Origin of the sequence: Nocardia concava NBRC 100430, assembly GCF_000308815.1 — a bacterium.
In the GTDB taxonomy this organism is placed as follows: Bacteria; Actinomycetota; Actinomycetes; order Mycobacteriales; family Mycobacteriaceae; genus Nocardia; species Nocardia concava.
Map to the genome: position 1 here is coordinate 140,393 of NZ_BAFX01000124.1, position 18,893 is coordinate 159,285.

Annotated in this window: 17 protein-coding genes; 8 read left to right on the plus strand and 9 right to left on the minus strand. The window is 67.5% G+C overall.

Annotated elements, in window-relative coordinates; translation table 11 throughout:
- Positions 1 to 22: 22 nt before the first annotated feature.
- The gene (gene sucD / locus ON43_RS29750) at positions 23 to 937 is read right to left on the minus strand and encodes a succinate--CoA ligase subunit alpha (RefSeq protein WP_040812807.1); all 915 of its coding nucleotides are present in this window, start codon (positions 935 to 937) and stop codon (positions 23 to 25) included.
- Between the two features lie 15 nt (positions 938 to 952).
- A complete protein-coding gene (gene sucC, locus ON43_RS29755; RefSeq protein ID WP_040812808.1) occupies positions 953 to 2,119 on the minus strand; it encodes an ADP-forming succinate--CoA ligase subunit beta in 1,167 nt (388 codons plus the stop codon).
- A 427-nt stretch (positions 2,120 to 2,546) separates the two neighbouring features.
- Here sucC and ON43_RS47075 point away from each other — a divergent pair, with 427 nt between their 5' ends.
- Positions 2,547 to 3,821 carry a M23 family metallopeptidase gene (locus ON43_RS47075; RefSeq protein ID WP_051179431.1) on the plus strand — a complete coding sequence of 425 codons (1,275 nt, stop codon included), beginning with the start codon at positions 2,547 to 2,549 and terminating at the stop codon, positions 3,819 to 3,821.
- A gap of 93 nt (positions 3,822 to 3,914) precedes the next feature.
- On the opposite strand, the gene pgi is transcribed toward ON43_RS47075, so the two are convergent.
- Positions 3,915 to 5,555: a glucose-6-phosphate isomerase gene (gene pgi / locus ON43_RS29765; RefSeq protein WP_040812810.1), complete on the minus strand. Its 1,641-nt coding sequence runs from the start codon at positions 5,553 to 5,555 to the stop codon at positions 3,915 to 3,917.
- 109 nt (positions 5,556 to 5,664) lie between these two features.
- Here pgi and ON43_RS29770 point away from each other — a divergent pair, with 109 nt between their 5' ends.
- Positions 5,665 to 7,116 carry an NAD-dependent succinate-semialdehyde dehydrogenase gene (locus ON43_RS29770; protein ID WP_040812812.1) on the plus strand — a complete coding sequence of 484 codons (1,452 nt, stop codon included), beginning with the start codon at positions 5,665 to 5,667 and terminating at the stop codon, positions 7,114 to 7,116.
- Positions 7,117 to 7,286: 170 nt separating this feature from the next.
- Here the strand turns inward: ON43_RS29770 and ON43_RS29775 are convergent, their stop codons facing one another.
- Positions 7,287 to 7,592: a chorismate mutase gene (locus ON43_RS29775; RefSeq protein ID WP_040812813.1), complete on the minus strand. Its 306-nt coding sequence runs from the start codon at positions 7,590 to 7,592 to the stop codon at positions 7,287 to 7,289.
- A 320-nt stretch (positions 7,593 to 7,912) separates the two neighbouring features.
- Here ON43_RS29775 and pcrA point away from each other — a divergent pair, with 320 nt between their 5' ends.
- From pcrA to ON43_RS29790, 3 genes are all read left to right on the plus strand, one after another.
- Positions 7,913 to 10,384, plus strand: a complete 2,472-nt coding sequence (pcrA, locus tag ON43_RS29780) for a DNA helicase PcrA (RefSeq protein ID WP_040812814.1) — start codon at positions 7,913 to 7,915, stop codon at positions 10,382 to 10,384.
- Between the two features lie 80 nt (positions 10,385 to 10,464).
- The gene (locus ON43_RS29785) at positions 10,465 to 10,764 is read left to right on the plus strand and encodes a type II toxin-antitoxin system RelE/ParE family toxin (protein WP_051179432.1); all 300 of its coding nucleotides are present in this window, start codon (positions 10,465 to 10,467) and stop codon (positions 10,762 to 10,764) included.
- Positions 10,761 to 11,090 (plus strand): helix-turn-helix domain-containing protein, encoded by a 330-nt coding sequence (locus tag ON43_RS29790; RefSeq protein ID WP_040812815.1) that lies wholly within the window; start codon positions 10,761 to 10,763, stop codon positions 11,088 to 11,090. The genes ON43_RS29785 and ON43_RS29790 overlap by 4 nt, the downstream gene beginning before the upstream one ends.
- Before the next feature lie 5 nt (positions 11,091 to 11,095).
- Here the strand turns inward: ON43_RS29790 and ON43_RS29795 are convergent, their stop codons facing one another.
- The 3 genes from ON43_RS29795 to ON43_RS29805 form a co-directional block, all read right to left on the minus strand.
- Positions 11,096 to 11,335, minus strand: a complete 240-nt coding sequence (locus ON43_RS29795) for a hypothetical protein (protein WP_040812816.1) — start codon at positions 11,333 to 11,335, stop codon at positions 11,096 to 11,098.
- Positions 11,332 to 12,936: a cytochrome bc1 complex cytochrome b subunit gene (gene qcrB, locus ON43_RS29800; RefSeq protein WP_040812958.1), complete on the minus strand. Its 1,605-nt coding sequence runs from the start codon at positions 12,934 to 12,936 to the stop codon at positions 11,332 to 11,334. Before qcrB ends, ON43_RS29795 begins: the two co-directional genes overlap by 4 nt.
- A gap of 90 nt (positions 12,937 to 13,026) precedes the next feature.
- Positions 13,027 to 14,409 carry a DUF1731 domain-containing protein gene (locus tag ON43_RS29805; protein ID WP_083913826.1) on the minus strand — a complete coding sequence of 461 codons (1,383 nt, stop codon included), beginning with the start codon at positions 14,407 to 14,409 and terminating at the stop codon, positions 13,027 to 13,029.
- Positions 14,410 to 14,604: 195 nt separating this feature from the next.
- On the opposite strand from ON43_RS29805, the gene ON43_RS29810 reads away from it, so the two are divergent.
- On the plus strand, positions 14,605 to 15,009 hold the full coding sequence (locus tag ON43_RS29810; RefSeq protein ID WP_040812817.1) for a DUF3224 domain-containing protein: 405 nt from the start codon (positions 14,605 to 14,607) through the stop codon (positions 15,007 to 15,009).
- A complete protein-coding gene (locus ON43_RS29815; RefSeq protein WP_040812818.1) occupies positions 15,009 to 15,734 on the plus strand; it encodes an SDR family oxidoreductase in 726 nt (241 codons plus the stop codon). Before ON43_RS29810 ends, ON43_RS29815 begins: the two co-directional genes overlap by 1 nt.
- 142 nt (positions 15,735 to 15,876) lie before the next feature.
- Here the strand turns inward: ON43_RS29815 and ON43_RS29820 are convergent, their stop codons facing one another.
- Positions 15,877 to 16,968, minus strand: coding sequence for a CaiB/BaiF CoA transferase family protein (locus ON43_RS29820; protein ID WP_040812819.1), 1,092 nt, complete (start codon positions 16,966 to 16,968; stop codon positions 15,877 to 15,879).
- A gap of 98 nt (positions 16,969 to 17,066) precedes the next feature.
- Between ON43_RS29820 and ON43_RS29825 the strand changes: the two genes are divergently transcribed.
- Positions 17,067 to 17,258 carry a helix-hairpin-helix domain-containing protein gene (locus ON43_RS29825; protein WP_040812821.1) on the plus strand — a complete coding sequence of 64 codons (192 nt, stop codon included), beginning with the start codon at positions 17,067 to 17,069 and terminating at the stop codon, positions 17,256 to 17,258.
- Between the two features lies 1 nt (position 17,259).
- Here ON43_RS29825 and ON43_RS29830 read toward each other — a convergent pair whose 3' ends face one another.
- Positions 17,260 to 18,882 (minus strand): acyl-CoA dehydrogenase family protein, encoded by a 1,623-nt coding sequence (locus ON43_RS29830; RefSeq protein ID WP_040812823.1) that lies wholly within the window; start codon positions 18,880 to 18,882, stop codon positions 17,260 to 17,262.
- Positions 18,883 to 18,893 lie beyond the last annotated feature (11 nt).

Genomic DNA, 18,893 nt, shown 5'->3' on the forward strand with positions numbered 1-18,893 from the left:
GATCAGCGTTTCAGCAGCGCAATCAGGCGCTGATGGAAGCCTTTTCGAGGATCTCGCGCGCCAGGGCGGCGGTCTCGGACGGGGTCTTGCCGACCTTCACGCCCGCGGCCTCGAGGGCGTCCTTCTTGGCCTGGGCGGTACCGGCCGAGCCGGACACGATGGCGCCCGCGTGGCCCATGGTCTTGCCCTCCGGCGCGGTGAAGCCCGCGACGTAGCCGACGACCGGCTTGGTGACGTTGGCCTGGATGTAGGCCGCGGCCCGCTCCTCGGCGTCGCCGCCGATCTCGCCGATCATGACGATGAGCTTGGTCTCCGGGTCCTTCTCGAACGCCTCGATGGCGTCGATGTGGGTGGTGCCGATGACCGGGTCGCCGCCGATGCCGATGGCGGTGGAGAAACCGAAGTCCCGCAGCTCGTACATCATCTGGTAGGTCAGGGTGCCCGACTTGGAGACCAGGCCGATCGGGCCCTTGCCCGCGATGTTGGCCGGGGTGATGCCGACCAGCGACTCACCCGGGGTGATGATGCCGGGGCAGTTCGGGCCGATGATGCGGGTCTTGTTGCCCTTCTCCACGTTGTAGGCCCACGCGTAGGCGGTGTCCTGCACCGGGATGCCCTCGGTGATGACCACGAGCAGCGGGATCTCCGCGTCGATGGCCTCGATGATGGCGTCCTTCGAGAAGGCCGGGGGCACGAAGGCGATGGAGGTGTCGGCGCCGGTCTTCTCCATGGCCTCGGCCACGGACGCGAACACGGGCAGCTCGACCTCGTTGCCGTCCTTGTCGACGTGCTTGACGGTGGTGCCCGCCTTGCGCGCGTTGACGCCGCCGACCACGTTGGTGCCGGCCTTCAGCATCAGCGCGGTGTGCTTGGTGCCCTCGCCGCCGGTGATGCCCTGGACGATGACCTTGTTGTCCTTGTTCAGGAAGATAGACATGTTGGTTCGTGTCCTTTACTTGGCCGCGGCCAGCTCGGCGGCCTTGTCGGCGCCTTCGTCCATGGTCTGAGCGAGGGTCACCAGCGGGTGGTTGAAGTCGGCGAGGATCTTGCGACCCTCCTCGACCTTGTTGCCGTCGAGGCGGACGACCAGCGGCTTGGAGGCCGCGTCGCCCAGGGTCTGCAGCGCGCCGACGATGCCGTTCGCGACCGCGTCACAGGCGGTGATGCCGCCGAAGACGTTCACGAACACGGACTTGACCTGGGAGTCGCCCAGGATGACGTCCAGGCCGGCGGCCATGACGGCCGCCGAGGCGCCGCCGCCGATGTCGAGGAAGTTGGCCGGCTTGACGCCGTCGTGGTTCTCACCGGCGTAGGCGACGACGTCGAGGGTCGACATGACCAGACCCGCGCCGTTGCCGATGATGCCGACCTCGCCGTCGAGCTTGACGTAGTTGAGGTCGTTCTCCTTGGCCTTGAGCTCGAGCGGATCGGTGGCGTCGATGTCCGCGAACTCGAGGTGGTCGGGGTGGCGGAACTCGGCGTTCTCGTCCAGGGTCACCTTGCCGTCGAGGGCCAGGATCTCGTCGTTGGGGGTGCGCACCAGCGGGTTGACCTCGACCAGGGTCGCGTCTTCCTTGATGAAGACTTCCCACAGCTTCTGGATGGTGACCGCCGCGGCATCCAGGATGTCGGCCGGCAGGTGGCCCTGCTCGGCAATGCTGCGGGCGAAGGCCAGATCCACGCCCTTGACGGCGTCGACCGGAACCTTGGCCAGACGGTCGGGCTTGGTGGCCGCGACCTCTTCGATCTCCATACCGCCCTCGACCGAGCACATGGCCAGGTAGGTGCGGTTGGAACGATCCAGCAGGAAGGAGATGTAGTACTCCGCCGCGATGTCCTTGGCCTCGGCGACCAGGACCTTCTTGGTGATGTGGCCCTTGATGTCCAGGCCCAGGATGTTGGAGGCGTGGGTGAAGGCGTCGTCCGGGGTGGCGGCGTACTTCACGCCACCGGCCTTGCCGCGGCCACCGACTTTGACCTGCGACTTGATCATTACCGGCTTGCCGATTTCCTCGGCGATCGCCCGCGCGTCCTCGGCGGAATCCGTGACGCGGCCCTCCGACGAAGGCACTCCGTGCTTCACGAAGAGTTCCTTCGCCTGATATTCGAAGAGATCCATGTACTCACCGTCTCGTCTGCGTTGTTGTGACAACGTCTTGGTTGGCGGCCCGTCGTCGGAGGCGGGTCGGATCGGACTCTAATCAGTCACATGGAGCGGAAATCAGCCGCATACAGCCTAAGTGGCGCAGGTCACGGTACTGTCTCCGCGGTCCTAAAACCCCTCGTCAATGCTACTCATCGGTAGCTTGTTGACCCGGTGCCAGGTGGAGCACACGAATCCCGAAGAGTGACATCGGCTACTACGCAGCGTCGTTGACAAACCTCAGTTGGTTACCCCAAGCACAGTGGGCACATTCCCGCCCTCGGAGTGATGAATGTCACAGCCGCGTGTCGAACCAGGTCCATCGCTTGCTGAGCCGCAATCGTTTCGTTACCGTCGTTGCGGTCGATGTCACAACCCGGTCACGGACAGGAGGACGGCAGGCTTGACGCAGCACGACGCTCCGCAACACCGGCCCCGACGCGGCCACCGCTACAAAGAGGACGCGGAGACCTACGGCGCGACCAGCTTCGACGCCCCGTTCGCGGCACAGAGCACCGTCGCCCACGGCGACTGGGACGCCACGCAGGCCTGGAACTCCGAGCAGAGCTGGGACAACGCCCGGCCCTGGGACGAATCCGCCTGGCAGTCCGCACAGCAGTGGGACGAACAGCAGAACTGGGATCAGCAGCAGGCCTGGGACCAGCAGCAGAGCTGGGACGAGCAGCCCGAGGCCGACTGGAACGCCCAGACCACCGTGAACGGCTGGGCCGCACCGAATCCGAGTGATTGGGCCGCGCGGTCGCGGACCAACTGGGATCCGTCCGCGGACCCGACCCCCTCCGACGAGTATCGCCCCGTTTACACGTTCAAGACCGCGTCCGGCGAGAAGCTCCAGTTCTCCGGCGACGGCGCGCGCGTGAATCGTGAGGCGCGCGAAGCGGATTCCGACGACGACGAGCGCCCCACCCGGGTCGGCGGCAAGCGCCGCGCGGGCGGCACCCATCGCCTGCCCGCACCGCCCAACGCGCTCAAGGGCCGCGCCGCGGTCGTCGCGGTGGCCGCCGGTGCGGTCGTGGCCGCGGGCCAGGCCACCATCGAGGCCAGTGGCCACGACAGCAGCAATGTCGACTACCAGGCCGCCAACCAGGTCAAGGAAGTCGCGGCCACCTCGGTGGTCGGCGACGGTGCGCCCGGCTCGCCGCAGGTGCTGAACCCGAGCGCGCCCGCGAGCCTGGACCAGTTCAACGACATCCTGGCCAAGGGCAAGCAGTTCGCCGCCGATATGGCCAACCAGGAGGCCTCGAAGTACCGGCCGCTGTGGACCAAGTTCACCGCCGCGGGCACCTTCACCTCCGGCTTCGGCATCCGCTGGGGCGTCGCCCACCAGGGCGTGGACATCGCCGCCCCGATCGGCACCCCGATCTACGCGGTGGCCGACGGCACCGTGCTCGAGGCCGGTCCCGCTTCGGGTTTCGGCATGTGGGTCCGCCTGCTGCACGATGACGGCACGGTCACCATCTACGGCCACATCGACACCGCGACCGTCTCCCAGGGCCAGCGCGTCATGGCGGGCGACCAGATCGCCACCGTCGGCAACCGCGGCTTCTCCACCGGCCCGCACTGCCACTTCGAGGTCTGGCTGAACGGCGTCGACAAGATCGACCCGCTGCCCTGGCTGGCCTCCCGAGGCATCTCCCTCGGCCCCGAACGGGACTGAGCGGCAGACGAACAGACGAAAGGCGCGCCCGGACGGGCGCGCCTTTCGTGCATTCCGGGGCCCTCACGGCCCCGGAGCGGGCTTTGCCGGGGCTCAGCGACGGTTGGAGCGGTACCAGCCGATCAGCGCGTCGGTGGAGGAATCTCCTTGCGGGGCGGGGTCTTCCGGCGAGGTCAGCAGCGGCTCGAGAGCCAGCGCCTGTTGCTTGCCGAGTTCCACGCCCCACTGGTCGAAGCTGTCGATGCCCCAGATCGCGCCCTCGGTGAAGACGAGGTGCTCGTAGAGGGCGATGAGTTGACCCAGCACCGACGGGGTGAGCTGCGGGGCCAGGATGGCGGTGGTGGGGCGGTTGCCCGGCATCACCTTGTGCGGCACGATCTTCGGGTCGGTGCCCTCGGCGGCGATCTCCTCGGCGGTCTTGCCGAAGGCCAGCACCTTGGTCTGGGCGAAGAGGTTCGACATGAGGATGTCGTGCATGCTGCCGGTGCCGTCGAGGGTGGGCAGATCGTCGGTGGGGCGGGCGAATCCGATGAAATCGGCGGGGCACAGCACGGTGCCCTGGTGCAGCAGCTGGTAGAAGGCGTGCTGGCCGTTGGTGCCGGGCTCGCCCCAGAAGATCTCGCCGGTGCTGGTCGACACCGGAGTGCCGTCCGCGCGAACGGATTTCCCGTTCGACTCCATGGTCAGCTGCTGCAGGTAGGCCGGAAAGCGGGCCAGGTCATTGGAATACGGCAGCACCGCGCGCGACTGCGCGCCGAAGAAGTTCGAGTACCAGACGCCCAGCAGGCCGAGCAGCGCCGGACCGTTCTCGTGCAGCGGCGCGGTCTTGAAATGCTCGTCCACCCGGTGCATTCCGTCGAGGAACTCGGCGAAGCGCTGCTTGCCGATGACCGCCATGACCGACAGGCCGATGGCCGAATCCACCGAGTAGCGTCCGCCGACCCAGTCCCAGAAGCCGAACATATTGGCGGTGTCGATGCCGAAGTCCGCCACCCGCTGCGCGTGCGTGGACACCGCCACGAAGTGCTTGGCCACCGCCTCCTCGCCGAGCGCGGCCACCAGCCAGCGCCGGGCCGCGGTGGCATTGGTGAGCGTCTCCAGGGTGGAGAAGGTCTTGGACGCCACGATGAACAGCGTGGTCGCCGGGTTCAGGCCGTGCAGCTTCGAAACCAGGTCCGCCGGATCGACATTCGAGACGAAGCGGGCCGAGATGCCGGCGTCCGCATAGTGCCGCAGCGCCAGGGTCACCATGGCCGGGCCCAGGTCCGAGCCGCCGATGCCGATGTTCACGACGGTGGTGATGCGCTCCCCCGTCGCGCCGCGCCACTGGCCGGAGCGCAGCTGATCGGTGAATTCGCCCATGCGCCGGAGGACTTCGTGCACATCGGTCTCGACGTCCTGGCCGTCGACGCGCAGCGGTTCCCCTGCCGGCCGTCGCAGCCACACGTGCCCGACCGCGCGGTCCTCGGAGGTATTGATGTGCTCGCCCGCGAACATGGCGTCGCGCCGCTGCTCGACCCCGGCGGTGTGCGCCAATTCGACCAGCAGATCGAGGGTCTCGCGCGTCACCCGATGCTTCGAGTAGTCGATGCGCAGGTCCGCCACCTGGACCGTCAGCTCTTCGCCGCGGGCCGGATCCTCCGCGAAGAACTCCCGCAGATGTCGCGTGCCGATCGACGCATGATGGTCGTGCAGTTTCCGCCAGACCGCCGACGCGGTGATGTCGCTGCTCACCCGGGCGAGGTTACAACGTCGCCGATCTGACCCGCAGGTAACCACTGGTGATTCGCGGGATTCGTCCAGCGTAGGAGTCACATTCGAGGGTGAGGCATAGGCTGGCGGAATGGTGACCGAAACCGCATTACTCGCATCCATTCCCACGCAACTCTGGATCGGCGGACCGGTGGACGCCACGGGGGGTGCGACGTTCCCGGTGCACAATCCGGCCACGGGTGAGGTCATCGCCCAGGTCGCCGACGCCACGCCCGATGACGCGGTGCGCGCGCTCGACGCGGCGGCCGCGGTGCAGGCCGAATGGGCCGCGACCCCGGCCCGGCAGCGCGGGGAGATCCTGCGCGCGGTGTTCGAGGCGATCACCGCGCGGGCCGAGGAGTTCGCGCTGCTCATGACGCTCGAAATGGGGAAGGCCCTGCCCGAGAGCCGCAATGAGGTGAAGTACGGCGCGGAGTTCTTCCGCTGGTTCAGCGAGGAGGCCGTGCGCATTCACGGCCGCTACCAGCCCGCCCCGGCCGGGACCGGCCGCATTCTCGTGCACAAGCAGCCGGTCGGCCCGTGCCTGGCCATCACGCCGTGGAATTTCCCGCTGGCCATGGGCACCCGCAAGATCGGTCCGGCGCTCGCCGCCGGTTGCACCATGATCGTGAAGCCTGCCGGCGAAACACCTTTGACCATGCTGCTGCTGGCCCAGCTGTGCAGTGAGGCCGGGCTGCCCGACGGCGTGCTGTCGGTGATCACCACCTCGCGGTCGAGCGCGGTCACCGCCCCGCTGCTCGAGGACCCGCGCCTGCGCAAGCTGACCTTCACCGGGTCGACGCCGGTCGGCAAGAAGCTGGTCGAGCAGTCCGCGCACGGCCTGCTGCGCACCTCCATGGAACTCGGCGGCAATGCCCCGTTCGTGGTCTTCGACGACGCGGATATCGATGCCGCGGTGCAGGGCGCGCTGCTGGCGAAATTGCGCAACGGCGGTGAGGCGTGCACGGCCGCCAACCGTTTCCACGTCCAGAACTCGGTTCGCCAGGAATTCACCGACAAGCTGGCGGCGGCCATGGCGGAGTACAAACTCGGCAATGGCGTCGATCCCGAGACCACGCTCGGTCCGCTCATCAACGAGAACCAGCTCGACACCGTGAGCGAACTGGTCGACGACGCGGTGGCCACGGGCGCGCAGATCAAGCTGGGCGGCAAGGCGCCCGGCGGCCCGGGCTGGTTCTATCCCGCGACCGTGCTCACCGATATTCCGCCCGCGGCCCGCATCCTGCGCGAGGAGGTGTTCGGCCCGGTCGCCCCGGTGGTCGGCTTCGAGACCGAGGAAGAGGGTCTGGCCGCGGCCAACAACACCGAATTCGGCCTGGTCGCATACGTTTACACGCGCAGCCTGGATCGCGCGCTGCGGGTCGCCGAGGGTCTGGAGACCGGCATGGTCGGCGTCAACCGCGGTGTCATCTCCGATCCGGCCGCGCCGTTCGGCGGCGTGAAGGAGTCCGGATTCGGCCGCGAGGGCGGCTTCGAGGGCATCGAGGAGTACCTCGACACCAAGTACATCGCCCTGCCCTAGGCACGCTCTGCCCATCGGAACGAAAACAACCGCCCCGGGGTCGAAACACCCGGGGCGGCCTGGGGATGCTGCACCGGTCTCCGCATGCAGCAAGGTCTGTGGGCACGCCGAAAGACACACCGCTCGATGTATCGGATCGGGCGGTGCTGTCCGTTAACGAGTCGGATTGATCAGTGGCCCAAACGGCCGCGGCCGAGGCGCAGCAGGAGCATGGCGAGGGTGTGACCCTCCTGGCCGAGCTCGCTGAATCGCTCCAGCACCTTCATCTCACGGGAGTGGACGAGCTTGGGCCCGCCGTTCGCCATGCGCGTGCGTCCGATGATGCGCGAGACCTCGGTGCGGCGCTTGATGGCCGCGAGGATTTCGGCGTCCAGCTTGTCGATTTCCAAGCGCAGCTTTTCGATCTCAGCCTCGGAGGGCAGGGCGGAATCCGAGCCGGTGGCGGACTCGGACTGTCCCGTCGTCGAGATGCTCATACTTTCAACTCCTCGTGGTCCCGAACGTCGATCGGTGGTTGGACCCGTCCTGTTACCGATCGGTTCTTCACCAAGAATCAGACCTGTTGGCCATACATTGTCCCCCCGTGGTCGGGCTCAGGTGCAATGCGTCGCCATAGAGCCGGTCATTCGACGAGTGTGCCACGCAGAGTGACCCAAGCAAAACAACTACGTTTGTGAATCTTCTGAGTATCCGGAGCCGATTCGATTCACCGGAAGTTCGCCGGACCGGCACTTATCGGACACCTGTGCGATCCCGTCCGCCGTCTGTCGGTGCGCGCCGGTAGCGTGGACGGGCGATGAACACGACGGTGGCGATCAACACGACGGTGGCACGGGACGATATGAAGACCGAGCGGTTGCTCGAGGGGTTGAATCCACAACAGCGGGCCGCTGTGACGCACACCGGCACCCCGCTGCTCATCGTGGCCGGCGCCGGGTCGGGCAAGACCGCGGTGCTCACCCGTCGCATCGCCTATCTGCTCGACGCCCGCGGGGTGCGCCCGGGCGAGATCCTGGCCATCACCTTCACCAACAAGGCCGCGGCCGAGATGCGCGAGCGGGTGGCCGGGCTGGTCGGCCCGCGCGCGGCGGGCATGTGGGTGTCCACCTTCCACTCCAGCTGCGTGCGCATCCTGCGCACCCAGGCCTCGCTGCTGGCCGGGCTGAACACCAACTTCTCCATCTACGACGCGGATGATTCGCGGCGGCTGCTGGGCATGATCATTCGCGATTTCGATATCGACGCGAAGAAGTACACGCCCCGGCTGCTGGCCACCGCCATCTCCAATCTCAAGAACGAGCTCATCGATCCCGAGCAGGCCGCGGCCGACGCCGAGACCGAGGATGCCGAGCTGCCGCGCATCGTGGCCCGGGTCTTCGCCGAGTACCAGCGGCGGCTGCGCGCGGCCAATGCGTTGGACTTCGACGATCTGATCGGCGAGACGGTGTCGCTGCTGCAGCGGCATCCGCAGGTGGCCGAGTACTACCGGCGGCGGTTCCGGCACGTGCTGGTCGACGAGTACCAGGACACCAACCACGCGCAGTACGTGCTGGTGCGAGAGCTGGTGGGCCATCACCGGAACCTGTGGGGCGACGAGCCGGACACCCCGGAGGACGACAACCGGGTGCCGCCGTCGGAACTGTGCGTGGTGGGTGACGCCGATCAGTCCATCTACGCCTTCCGCGGTGCGACCATCCGCAATATCGAGGAGTTCGAGCGCGACTTCCCGGACGCGGAAACCATTCTGCTGGAACAGAACTACCGCTCCACACAGCACATCCTGACCGCCGCCAACGCGGTCATCGCCCGCAACGAGGGGCGGCGGGAGAAGAAGCTGTGGACCGATCACGGCGACGGTGAGCTGATCGTCGGGTACGTGGCCGACAACGAGCACGACGAGGCCTCGTTCGTGGCGCGGGAGATCGACAAGCTGGTCGATCAGGGCGACGCCAACTACGCGGATGTGGCGGTCTTCTACCGCACCAACAACAATTCCCGGGCGCTGGAAGAGATCTTCATCCGAATGGGCCTGCCGTACAAGGTCGTCGGCGGCGTGCGCTTCTACGAGCGCAAGGAGGTCCGCGACATCGTGGCCTACCTGCGGGTGCTGGAGAATCCGGACGACGCGGTGAGCCTGCGCCGGATCCTGAACACCCCGCGCCGCGGCATCGGCGATCGCGCGGAGGCGTGCGTGGCGGTGCATGCCGAGCAGCGGAATATCGGCTTCGCACAGGCGCTTCGGGACGCGGCCGAGGGGAAGGTGGCGCTGCTCAATTCGCGTTCGCAGCGGTTGATCGGCGGGTTCCTGGAGCTGCTCGACGAGATCCGGGCCGCGGGCGCGCAGGCCGATATGGACTTCCCGGATGTCGGTTCGATAGTCGAGGCGGTGCTGGATCGCACCGGGTACCGCGCCGAGCTGGAGGCCTCCGACGATCCGCAGGACGGCGCGCGGCTGGACAACCTCAATGAATTGGTCAGCGTCGCACGCGAATTCAGTTCCGAGGCGCGCAACAATGTGGAGGCGGCCCGGGCCGAGGGCATCATTCCCGAGCAGGCCGAGGGCGAACCGGAGCCGGGCTCGCTGGCCGCGTTCCTGGAGCGCGTCTCGCTGGTGGCCGACGCCGACCAGATCCCCGAAGAGGGTTCCGGCGTGGTCACGCTGATGACCCTGCACACCGCCAAGGGCCTGGAATTCCCGGTGGTCTTCGTGACCGGCTGGGAGGACGGCCAGTTCCCGCACATGCGCGCACTGGGCGATCCCGCCGAGCTCCAGGAGGAGCGCCGCCTGGCCTACGTCGGCATCACCCGCGCCCGCAAGCGCCTGTACCTCACCCGCGCCGTGGTCCGCTCCGGCTGGGGCCAGCCCGTCTCCAACCCGGAATCCCGCTTCCTGCAGGAGATCCCGGGCCACCTCATGGACTGGCGCCGCCTCGAGCCCACCCCCTCCCAAACCTCCCGCGGCTTCCGCCGCCGCGGCGAAGACGATGGCTTGGACCGCGACTGGACCCGCGGCGACGGCTGGTCCGACCAACGCCCCGGCCTCAGCGGCCGCGGCGACCGCCGCCCCGCCCCCGCAGCAGCCGCCAAACGCAACAACACCAATCTCGTACTGGCCGTAGGCGACCGCGTCAACGACGACAAGTACGGCCTCGGCCGAGTCATCGCCGCCGAGGGCTTCGGCGACCTCGCCACGGTCACCATCGACTTCGGCACAGCCGGCAAGATCCGCCTGATCCCCAAGTTCAGCCGCACCCTCACCAAGCTCTAGGCGGCCGGCCGTGGGCGCAGCACAGCGCACGTGCCGGTGACGAGCGCGACCACGGCCAGCACCAAGGCGGGGCCGCCGCCTTGGTCGAGCAGGCGCTGGACAGGCTGGCGGAGGCAGGCCCGGTGTTGGGCCGGCCTCTCGTCGATACCCTCGAGCACAGCCGACTACGCAATCTGAAGGAACTCAGGCCTGGTTCCTGTGGTCAGTCGGAGATCCGAATGCTGTTCGTCTTCGACCCTGATCGCGAAGCCATCGTTCTGGTTGCTGGCGACAAGGCGAGAAGATGGTCTCGCTGGTACGAGGAGGCGATTCCGTTGGCCGAGCGCCGATACGCCGACTATCGAACCGAGAAAGACGTGGAGAAGGAACAGAGGTCATGAGCCCTGCGCGGAATTGGCGAGACATCAAGGCGGAAGCCCATCACCTACACCCGGAACTGGCGGATCCGGCAGTTCGTGCCGAGGCGTCGGCGCAGCTAGATGCCTACGTCGCGGGTTATCACCTCGAGGAGCTCCGCAAAACCCTGGGCAAGCCCCAGTCCGAGATCGCCGTGGTACTCGGTGTTTCTCAGTCACGCGTATCTCAAATCGAGAACGGCGATCTCGGCGCCATGGAACTCGACACTCTCCGGGCCTATGCCGAAGCGCTGGGTGGACGAGTGGAGATCACCCTCAGCGTCGGCCCGCACACCATCAAGGTCGCGTAGTCCTGTCAGCTGGTGTGGCGGGAGAGGACGTCGTAGGCGCGGGCGGCGTCTTCGGGGAAGACCAGGATTTGGAAGCGGTCCTTGAGGTTTCGCCAGCGGTGGATGCGGGTGCGGCCGAGGGTGGCTCGGACTCCGTTTTCGCGTAGGAGGTGTTGGACGGTGCGGGCGGAGACCATGTCGTAGACGGTGGCGGCGGGGACCAGTAGGCCGAATTCGGCTTCGTCGGTGTGTGTTCGGAGGTTCATTGCCGACTCCCGGTGTCCTGCTTGGTCTTCAGCATGGTGAGCTGTGCCTGTTCCTCATGATGATGGACGGCGTCGAGGGCCGCGCGTTCTTCGGGTGGGTCGGCGGTCAGGAAGCCGCCGATTCCGGGCTTGCCCGCAGAGCCGAGCTTGCTCATCTTCTTCGGGACGGCGGCGCCCTGGTATGCCAAGGGGATTGGGTGTCCGTGCTCGTCCACCGGGCCGAGCGATTGATGGACCTCGATGTATTCGCCGTGCGGCAGTCGCTTGATGATGCCGGTCTCGATGCCGTGTTCGAGCACCGCGCGGTCGCTGCGCTGCAGGCCCAGGCAGAACCGGTAGGCCACGAAGTAGGCCAGGGGCGGCAGCACCAGCAGGGCGATGCGGAAGAACCAGGTGGTGGCGTTGAGCGAGATATCGAACTTCAAGGCGATGATGTCGTTGACGCAGGCGAAGGTGAGTACCAGGTAGAACGCGATGGCCATGGCCCCGATTCCGCTGCGCACCGGCACATCTCGCGGTCGCTGCAGCAGATTGTGGTGGGCGGTGTCCTTGGTGAGGCGCTTCTCGATCCACGGATAGATGGGGATGACCACCAGCACCAGGCCCATGATCACCGCCACCCAGAAGGGCGCGGGAATCGTGTAGTTGCCCAGGTAGATCTCCCACGGCGGCATGAGCCGGGCCAGGCCGTCGGTCCACATCATGTAGAAGTCGGGCTGCGAGCCCGCCGACACCTGAGCGGGGTTGTAGGGGCCGAGATTCCAGATCGGGTTGATCTGGAACAGTCCACCCATGAGTGACACGGTGGCCAGCGTGAACGCGAAGAACGCGCCCTGATCCAGCGAGAACACCGGAATGATGCGCGCGCCCACCACATTTCGCTCGGTGCGGGCGGGTCCGGGGAACTGGGTGTGCTTCTGGTACCAGACCAGCGCGATGTGCGTGACGATGAGCGCCAGCATGATTCCCGGGAACAGCAGCACGTGGGTGATGTAGAGGCGCGGGATCAGCACGGTGCCCGGGAATTCCCCGCCGAAGAGGAAGAAGTGCGTCCAGGTGCCGATGACCGGGACCGCCATGGTGATGCCGCCCAGCGGCGAACGCAGCCCGGTGCCGGAGAGCAGGTCGTCCGGCAGCGAATACCCGAAGTAGCCCTCGAACATGGACAGGATCAACAGGATCGCGCCGACCACCCAGGTGGCCTCACGCGGTTTGCGGAACGCGCCGGTGAAGAACACCCGCAGCATGTGGATGATCATCGAGGCCAGGAACAGCAGGGCGGCCCAGTGATGGAGCTGTCGCACGAACAGCCCGCCGCGCACGTCGAAGGAGATGTCGAGGACGCTGCGGTAGGCCGCGGACATCTGCACGCCGCGCAGCGGCTGGTACGAGCCCTCGTAGACGACCTCGGTCATGGAGGGTTCGAAGTACAGGGTCAGGTAGACCCCGGACAGCAGCAGGATGATGAAGCTGTAGAGGGCGATCTCCCCGAGCAGAAACGACCAGTGCGTCGGGAACACCTTGTTGATGGAGCGTTTCAGGCCCGCGGCCAAGTGATACCGCTGGTCGGCGGCATCGGCGCGGTTCGCGGTGGTACTCATGAACAACAGACGCCGGCGGGCCTCGAAACGTGACATCCGAATACGACAGTTTGTCGTAGATCACACTTTTCGGTTGTCAGGACGGCGCGATCAGCGTGGCAGCAGGTTCGACAGCGCCTCGTCGAGGGTCGGGTAGCGGAAGCGGAAACCGTTGTGCCGGAGCACCTCGGAGGTGGCGTGCCGCCCGGTCAGCCCGAGCGCCGGATCGGTGCGCAGGAAGATCGCGCCGATGGTCAGCGCGGGCGCGGGAGTCGGCGGCGACCACGGGCGGCGCAGCTGCCTGCGCAGGGTGGCCATGAGTTCCTTGTTGCGGACCGGGAAGTCCGTGGCCGCGACCACCACGCCGTTGGGCAGGCTCACCCGCGGATCCAGGCCGAGCCCGGCCCGCACGATGGCCAGCCAGTCCTCGAAGTGGATCCAGCTGAACCACTGCCGACCGTTGCCGACGCTGCCGCCCAGTCCCGCCTTGGTCAGGGCCGCCAGGCGTTTCAGCGCGGGCGCGTCCGGATCCAGCACGATGGAGGTGCGCAGGATCGTCCAGTGCGCGGCATTGGCACCGTCGAAGGCCGCCTCCCAGGGCGCGGCCACGCCGGTCATCTGCGGCAGGCCGGGTTCGGGCAGCGGGGTGGCCTCGGTGCAGCGGGTCTCCCCGGCGTCGGACCAGATGGCGGTGGTGCTGGCCTGGATCCAATGGTCGATCGGCCGGTCCAGGGTCTTGGACGCCTCGACGAGAGCCCGCGTCGAATCGACTCGGCTGCGGCGCAATTCGGCGATATTGCGTGCGGTGGGCCGGCAGTCGACGAGCTTGCCCGCCAGGTTGATGACCGCGGTGCGGCCGGGATTGCGTAGGGCGTCGGCCCACGCGCCGACCGTGCGCCCGTCCCATTCGTATTGCGGGTAGGGCAGTTCCGCCACGGTGTGCCGGGTGAGGATGACCACGCGCTGGCCCCGGGAGGCGAGGTCGGCGGCCAGGATGCGCCCCAATGCGCCGGTGCCACCGGCGATTACGACGGTCAGCGCGTCGGCGGCGGGCTCGAGCCCGGCCAGCCTAGCCAGCCGCGTGAAGCAGGTGTGGGTGTCGGTCTCGAGCAGATCGCCGACCACCTTGCGCATGGTCGCGCCCGAGATACCGCTGAAGGTGAGCTGCTGGCTGAGTTCGGTGCCGCCGTCGCGCGGGGTGAGCACCCAGCGCATGCGCATGGTGCCCGCCGGTTCGGGCTGTTCGATGGTGATCTCGTGCTCGGGCACGAAGGTGGACAGCACGAACGGTTTCGCCAGCCGCCCGTGCACGGCCTCGTTCACGCGCCCGCGCGGCAGATAGTCGCCGGTGACCCCCGCGCCGGGCGCGGCGTGCAACGTCAGGGCGCTCACGGCGGGATTCCATTCGGGCCAGCGCGCCGGATCGCCGAGCACGCTCCACAACTGCTTCGGCGGGAGGGCGATCCATTGGGTGTACGTCGTTGTACGAGGCATGCCCCGACGCTATTACCGCTGGGCCGCGCCCGGAAGCGTGGCCTTGGTCGCAACGCGTGGGTGTCGGCGGACATTCATTAACCGAGCTTCTGGATACAACAGGATTCCGGGCTTGATGAACCCCGCGCACCGCCCGAAGGTGAGGGAGGATACCCATGCGCCCTTTTCGGCGCATTCCTGAACAAGAGGCGAGCAATGAGCGAGAAGATTCGCGTCGAAGGCACCATCGCGGTGCACAAGTACGAGCCTGTCCCCTACGAAGAGCCCGAACAGGGCCCGGTCCTCACCCGAATCCATGTGGAGGAGAGCTTCTCCGGCGGTATCGAGGGCGAGGGCGTGGTGGAGTTCCTGCAGTCCTCCTCCCCCGACGGCACCGCCAGTTTCGTTGGCATCGAACGCATTACGGGATCGGTGGACGGCAAGTCCGGCACCTTCCTGCTGCAGGACGCGGGCACCGTCGCCGACAATATCGTCAGCGGCGAGTGGTTCGTGATTCCCGGCTCCGGCACCGGCGACCTGACCGGATTGCGCGGCGAGGGCGGCTTCAAGGCCAATCTCGGTGAGGGCGCGCAGATCTGGCTCGACTACTGGTACGAGTAATGAGGACCGCCCTGATCACCGGCGCCGCCACCGGTATCGGCCGCTCCATCGCGGAAACCCTTGCTGCGCAGGGCGTCCGAGTGGGCATCAATCATCCGCACACGCCCGAGCTCGCCGACGAAGTGGTCGCGAAGATCGAGGCGGACGGGGGCCAGGCGCTGGCGCTGGCCGCCGATGTGCGTGACCGCGACGAGTACGCGGCCATGGTCGACCGGCTGCTGACCACTTGGGGCAGCTGGGACATCCTGGTCAACAACGCGGCCGTCGCGATCACCAAACCGTTTCCGGAGATCACCTCCGAGGAATTCGATCTGAGCTTCGCCGTGAACGTCAAGGGCGTCTTTCACGGCATGCAGCTGGCCTGGGATCGGATGGCCGACAACGGCCGGATCATCACCATCTCCAGCTCCACCACCGCGCTCATGCTGCCCGGCTACGCCGTCTACGACTCGACCAAGGGCGCGGTCGAACAGCTCACCCACATCCTGTCCAAGGAGTTCGGGCCGCGCGGCATCACGGTGAACGCGGTCAGCCCGGGCGCCACCGAGACCGAGACCTATCGCACCGGCAAGAGCGACGAGTTCCTGGGGCGGCTCGAGGGCATGAGCGCCTTCGGCCGGTTGGGCAAACCGAGTGAGATCGCAGCTGTCGTAGCGTTTCTCGCCAGTGATGCGGCGAATTGGGTTACGGCGCAGAACATCCGGGTGAACGGCGGCACCGCCTAGCCCGGAAGATTGACCAGCGCCCCGTCATCCCCGCTCGTCATCCCGGCATGCTGTTGGCCGGGATCCACACCCCGAGCGGTGGATTCCGGCCAAAAGCACGCCGGAATGACGGAGATGACGGGGCGACTGATCCTCCGGTTCGCTACACCCAGATCTCATCGATGGGGGTGAGCGCCTCCGGCGCCGGGGCGGGCGTCGGCGGCGGGGTGCGCGAGAACCGGGGCGCGGGGGCGGGCTGCAGCATGCCGCCCACCTCGATCAAAGAGCCTCTGGCCCTGAGGTGTTCGTCCTGGGCGGCCTCGGTCCAGGTGCGAATGGGCGTGACGCAGGCGTCCACGCCGTCGAAGAGTTCGGCCCATTCGGCCTGGGTCCTGCTCGCGAACTTCTCGGTGAAAACCTTGCGCAGCACATCCTGTCCGGCCGGATCCATCTGGTGCGGCAGCGATCCCGGATCCAGCTCGAGCACGCGCAGCAGTTCGGAGTAGAACTGCGGCTCGAACGCGCCGACCGCGAGGTGCTTGCCGTCGGCCGTCGAATAGGTGTCGTACCAGGCCATTCCGGTGTCGAGCAGGTTGGTGCCGCGCTCGTCGGACCAGACCCCGCCCTGGTGCAGCGTCCAGATCGAATGCGCCAGCGTGAGCACGCCGTCCACCATGGCCGCATCCACCACCTGCCCCTGCCCGGAACGTTCCCGCTCGTACAGCGCGGTAATGATGCCGAGCACCAGGAACACCGACCCGCCACCGTAATCGCCGAGCAGATTGATCGGCGGCAGCGGCCGTTCCCCCTTGCGCCCGATGCCATTCAGCGCACCGGTGAGCCCGATGTAGTTGATATCGTGCCCGGCCCGATCGGCACGCGGCCCGTCCTGCCCCCACCCGGTCATGCGCCCGTAGATCAGCCGCGGATTCCGCGCGAGCGCTTCCTCCGGCCCCAGCCCGAGCCGCTCGACCACGCCCGGCCGGTACCCCTCGATAACCACATCGGCCTTATCGATGAGCCCGCGCACCGCGGCAATATCGTCCGGATCCTTGAAATTGGCCTGCACAATGGTCCGCCCACGCAACTGCGCGCGCATGGGCCCCACCGCGGACCCATCCCCGGGCCGCTGCACCCGCACCACATCCGCACCCAGATCGGCCAGCATCATCCCGGCATGCGGCCCGGGCCCGATACTGGCCAGCTCCACAATCCGCACACCCGCCAAGGGCCCCTTGCTCACAGTCACGCGCAACCCCCTGAGATTCCTACGAATACGCCAGAAAGTAGAACACGTTCTACAACGGCGCGCCACCCTCCCCGCGCCCGACCGACGCGTCCTAGGCTCGGGCCATGAGCGATTCGACCTGGCCACGCGGTATCGGCGCACCCGCGACCCGCGCCCTCGCGGCCGCCGGATACCAGAGCCTGGAAGAACTGGCCGGGGTGCCCGAGCGTGACCTGCTCGCCCTGCACGGCATGGGCCCCAAGGCCATCCGTGTGCTGCGCGAGGCCCTGACCGAACAGGGCCTCGACTTCGGCTGAGTCAGTCGACGTAGGCGCGCTGGAGGATGGCTTCGGTGTCCACGCCGGTGGGCAGGGTGCCGAAGGCGATGCCCCAGTCGCCGCCGAAGCGGGTGGCGCAGAAGGCGTCGGCGACCGCCGGGTGACCGTGGCGGACCAGTTGGGCGCCCTGGAGGACGAGGGCCATCAGTTCCACCAGGCGTCGGGCGCGGTATTCGATGTCGGCGAAGTCGGTGAGTTCCTTGCCGATTCGGTCGATGGCGGCGTCGAGGTGGCGGTTCGCGCCGCGGGAGAGGTTCACCTCGGTGAGCAGAGCCTCGACGGTTTCGGGCTGACGGGCCATGGCGCGCAAGGCATCCAGTGCGGCGACATTGCCGGAGCCTTCCCAGATGGACATGAGCGGGGCCTCGCGGTACAGCCGCGGCATGCCCGATTCCTCGGCGTAACCGTTGCCGCCGAAGCATTCCAGCGCCTCGGCCGCGTGCGCGGGGGCGCGCTTGCAGACCCAGTACTTGGTGACCGCCAGCGCGATGCGGCGCAGCGCCGCCTCGGCCGGATCGGTGTCGGCGCGGTCGGTGGCTCCCGCGAGCCGCATCATGACCGTGGTCGCGGCCTCGGACTCGATGATCAAGTCCGCCAGCACATTCCGCATGGCGGGCTGGTCCACCAGGTTCTTGCCGAAGGCCTGCCGGTGCCGCGCGTGGTGGGTGGCGAAGACGGCGCCGGTGCGCATGCCGGTGGCCGAGCCGATCACGCAGTCCAGTCGCGTCATATTGACCATCTCGATAATGGTCTTTACGCCCGCGCCCTCACCGCCGACCAGCCAGCCGATGGCGTTCTCGTACTCGAGTTCGGAGGAGGCGTTGGACTTGTTGCCCAGCTTGTCCTTCAGCCGCTGGATGCGCAGCGCGTTGCGGGTGCCGTCGGGCAGCACCCGGGGCAGCAGGAAGCAGGACAGTCCGCCGGGCGCCTGGGCCAGGGTCAGGAACATGTCGCCCATGGGGTGCGAGGTGAACCACTTGTGGCCGACGATGCGGTAGCTGCCGTCGGAAAGCGGTGTGGCCGTGGTGGTATTGGCGCGGACGTCGGAGCCGCCCTGCTTCTCGGTCATGGACATGCCGGCGATGAGACCGGCCTTGGTGGAGGGCTCGCGCAGGCCGAAGTCGTAGACGCGCGAGGCCAGCAGCGGCTCGTATTTCGCGGCCAGTTCCGGATTGTGGCGCAGCGCGGGCACCACGGCGTAGGTCATGGAGATGGGACACATGTGCCCGGCGTCGGCCACACCCCAGGTGTAGAACTTGGCGGCGCGGGCCACGTGCGCGCCCGGCCGGTCGTCCTGCCACGGCGAGCCGTGCAGGCCATGGGAGACAGCGACTTCCATGAGGTTGTGCCAGTACGGGTGGAACTCCACCTCGTCGATGCGATTGCCGTAGCGGTCGTGGGTGTGCAGGACCGGCGGGTACTCGTTGGCCAGCCGCCCCCACTCCTGCGCGGCCGCGCCGCCCGCCAGCGCACCCAGCTCCCGCACCTCGGCCTCGGCCCAGCCCGCGCCCTCCCGGTGCAGACCCTCGATCAGCGCCGGATTGCGGGAGTTGTCGAACGGCACGATGGGCGGCACCTGGTTGAAGACGTCGTGCGTGTGCATTGGGGGTGACT

Bases quoted from the DNA above. Each gene is read 5' to 3' on its own strand.
- sucD (WP_040812807.1), bottom strand. From the start codon at position 937: ATGTCTATCTTCCTGAACAAGGACAACAAGGTCATCGTCCAGGGCATC.
- sucC (WP_040812808.1), bottom strand. From the start codon at position 2,119: ATGGATCTCTTCGAATATCAGGCGAAGGAACTCTTCGTGAAGCACGGA.
- ON43_RS29770 (WP_040812812.1), top strand. From the start codon at position 5,665: ATGGTGACCGAAACCGCATTACTCGCATCCATTCCCACGCAACTCTGG.
- ON43_RS29775 (WP_040812813.1), bottom strand. From the start codon at position 7,592: ATGAGCATCTCGACGACGGGACAGTCCGAGTCCGCCACCGGCTCGGAT.
- pcrA (WP_040812814.1), top strand. From the start codon at position 7,913: ATGAACACGACGGTGGCGATCAACACGACGGTGGCACGGGACGATATG.
- ON43_RS29790 (WP_040812815.1), top strand. From the start codon at position 10,761: ATGAGCCCTGCGCGGAATTGGCGAGACATCAAGGCGGAAGCCCATCAC.
- ON43_RS29795 (WP_040812816.1), bottom strand. From the start codon at position 11,335: ATGAACCTCCGAACACACACCGACGAAGCCGAATTCGGCCTACTGGTC.
- qcrB (WP_040812958.1), bottom strand. From the start codon at position 12,936: ATGAGTACCACCGCGAACCGCGCCGATGCCGCCGACCAGCGGTATCAC.
- ON43_RS29805 (WP_083913826.1), bottom strand. From the start codon at position 14,409: ATGCCTCGTACAACGACGTACACCCAATGGATCGCCCTCCCGCCGAAG.
- ON43_RS29810 (WP_040812817.1), top strand. From the start codon at position 14,605: ATGAGCGAGAAGATTCGCGTCGAAGGCACCATCGCGGTGCACAAGTAC.
- ON43_RS29815 (WP_040812818.1), top strand. From the start codon at position 15,009: ATGAGGACCGCCCTGATCACCGGCGCCGCCACCGGTATCGGCCGCTCC.
- ON43_RS29825 (WP_040812821.1), top strand. From the start codon at position 17,067: ATGAGCGATTCGACCTGGCCACGCGGTATCGGCGCACCCGCGACCCGC.
- ON43_RS29830 (WP_040812823.1), bottom strand. From the start codon at position 18,882: ATGCACACGCACGACGTCTTCAACCAGGTGCCGCCCATCGTGCCGTTC.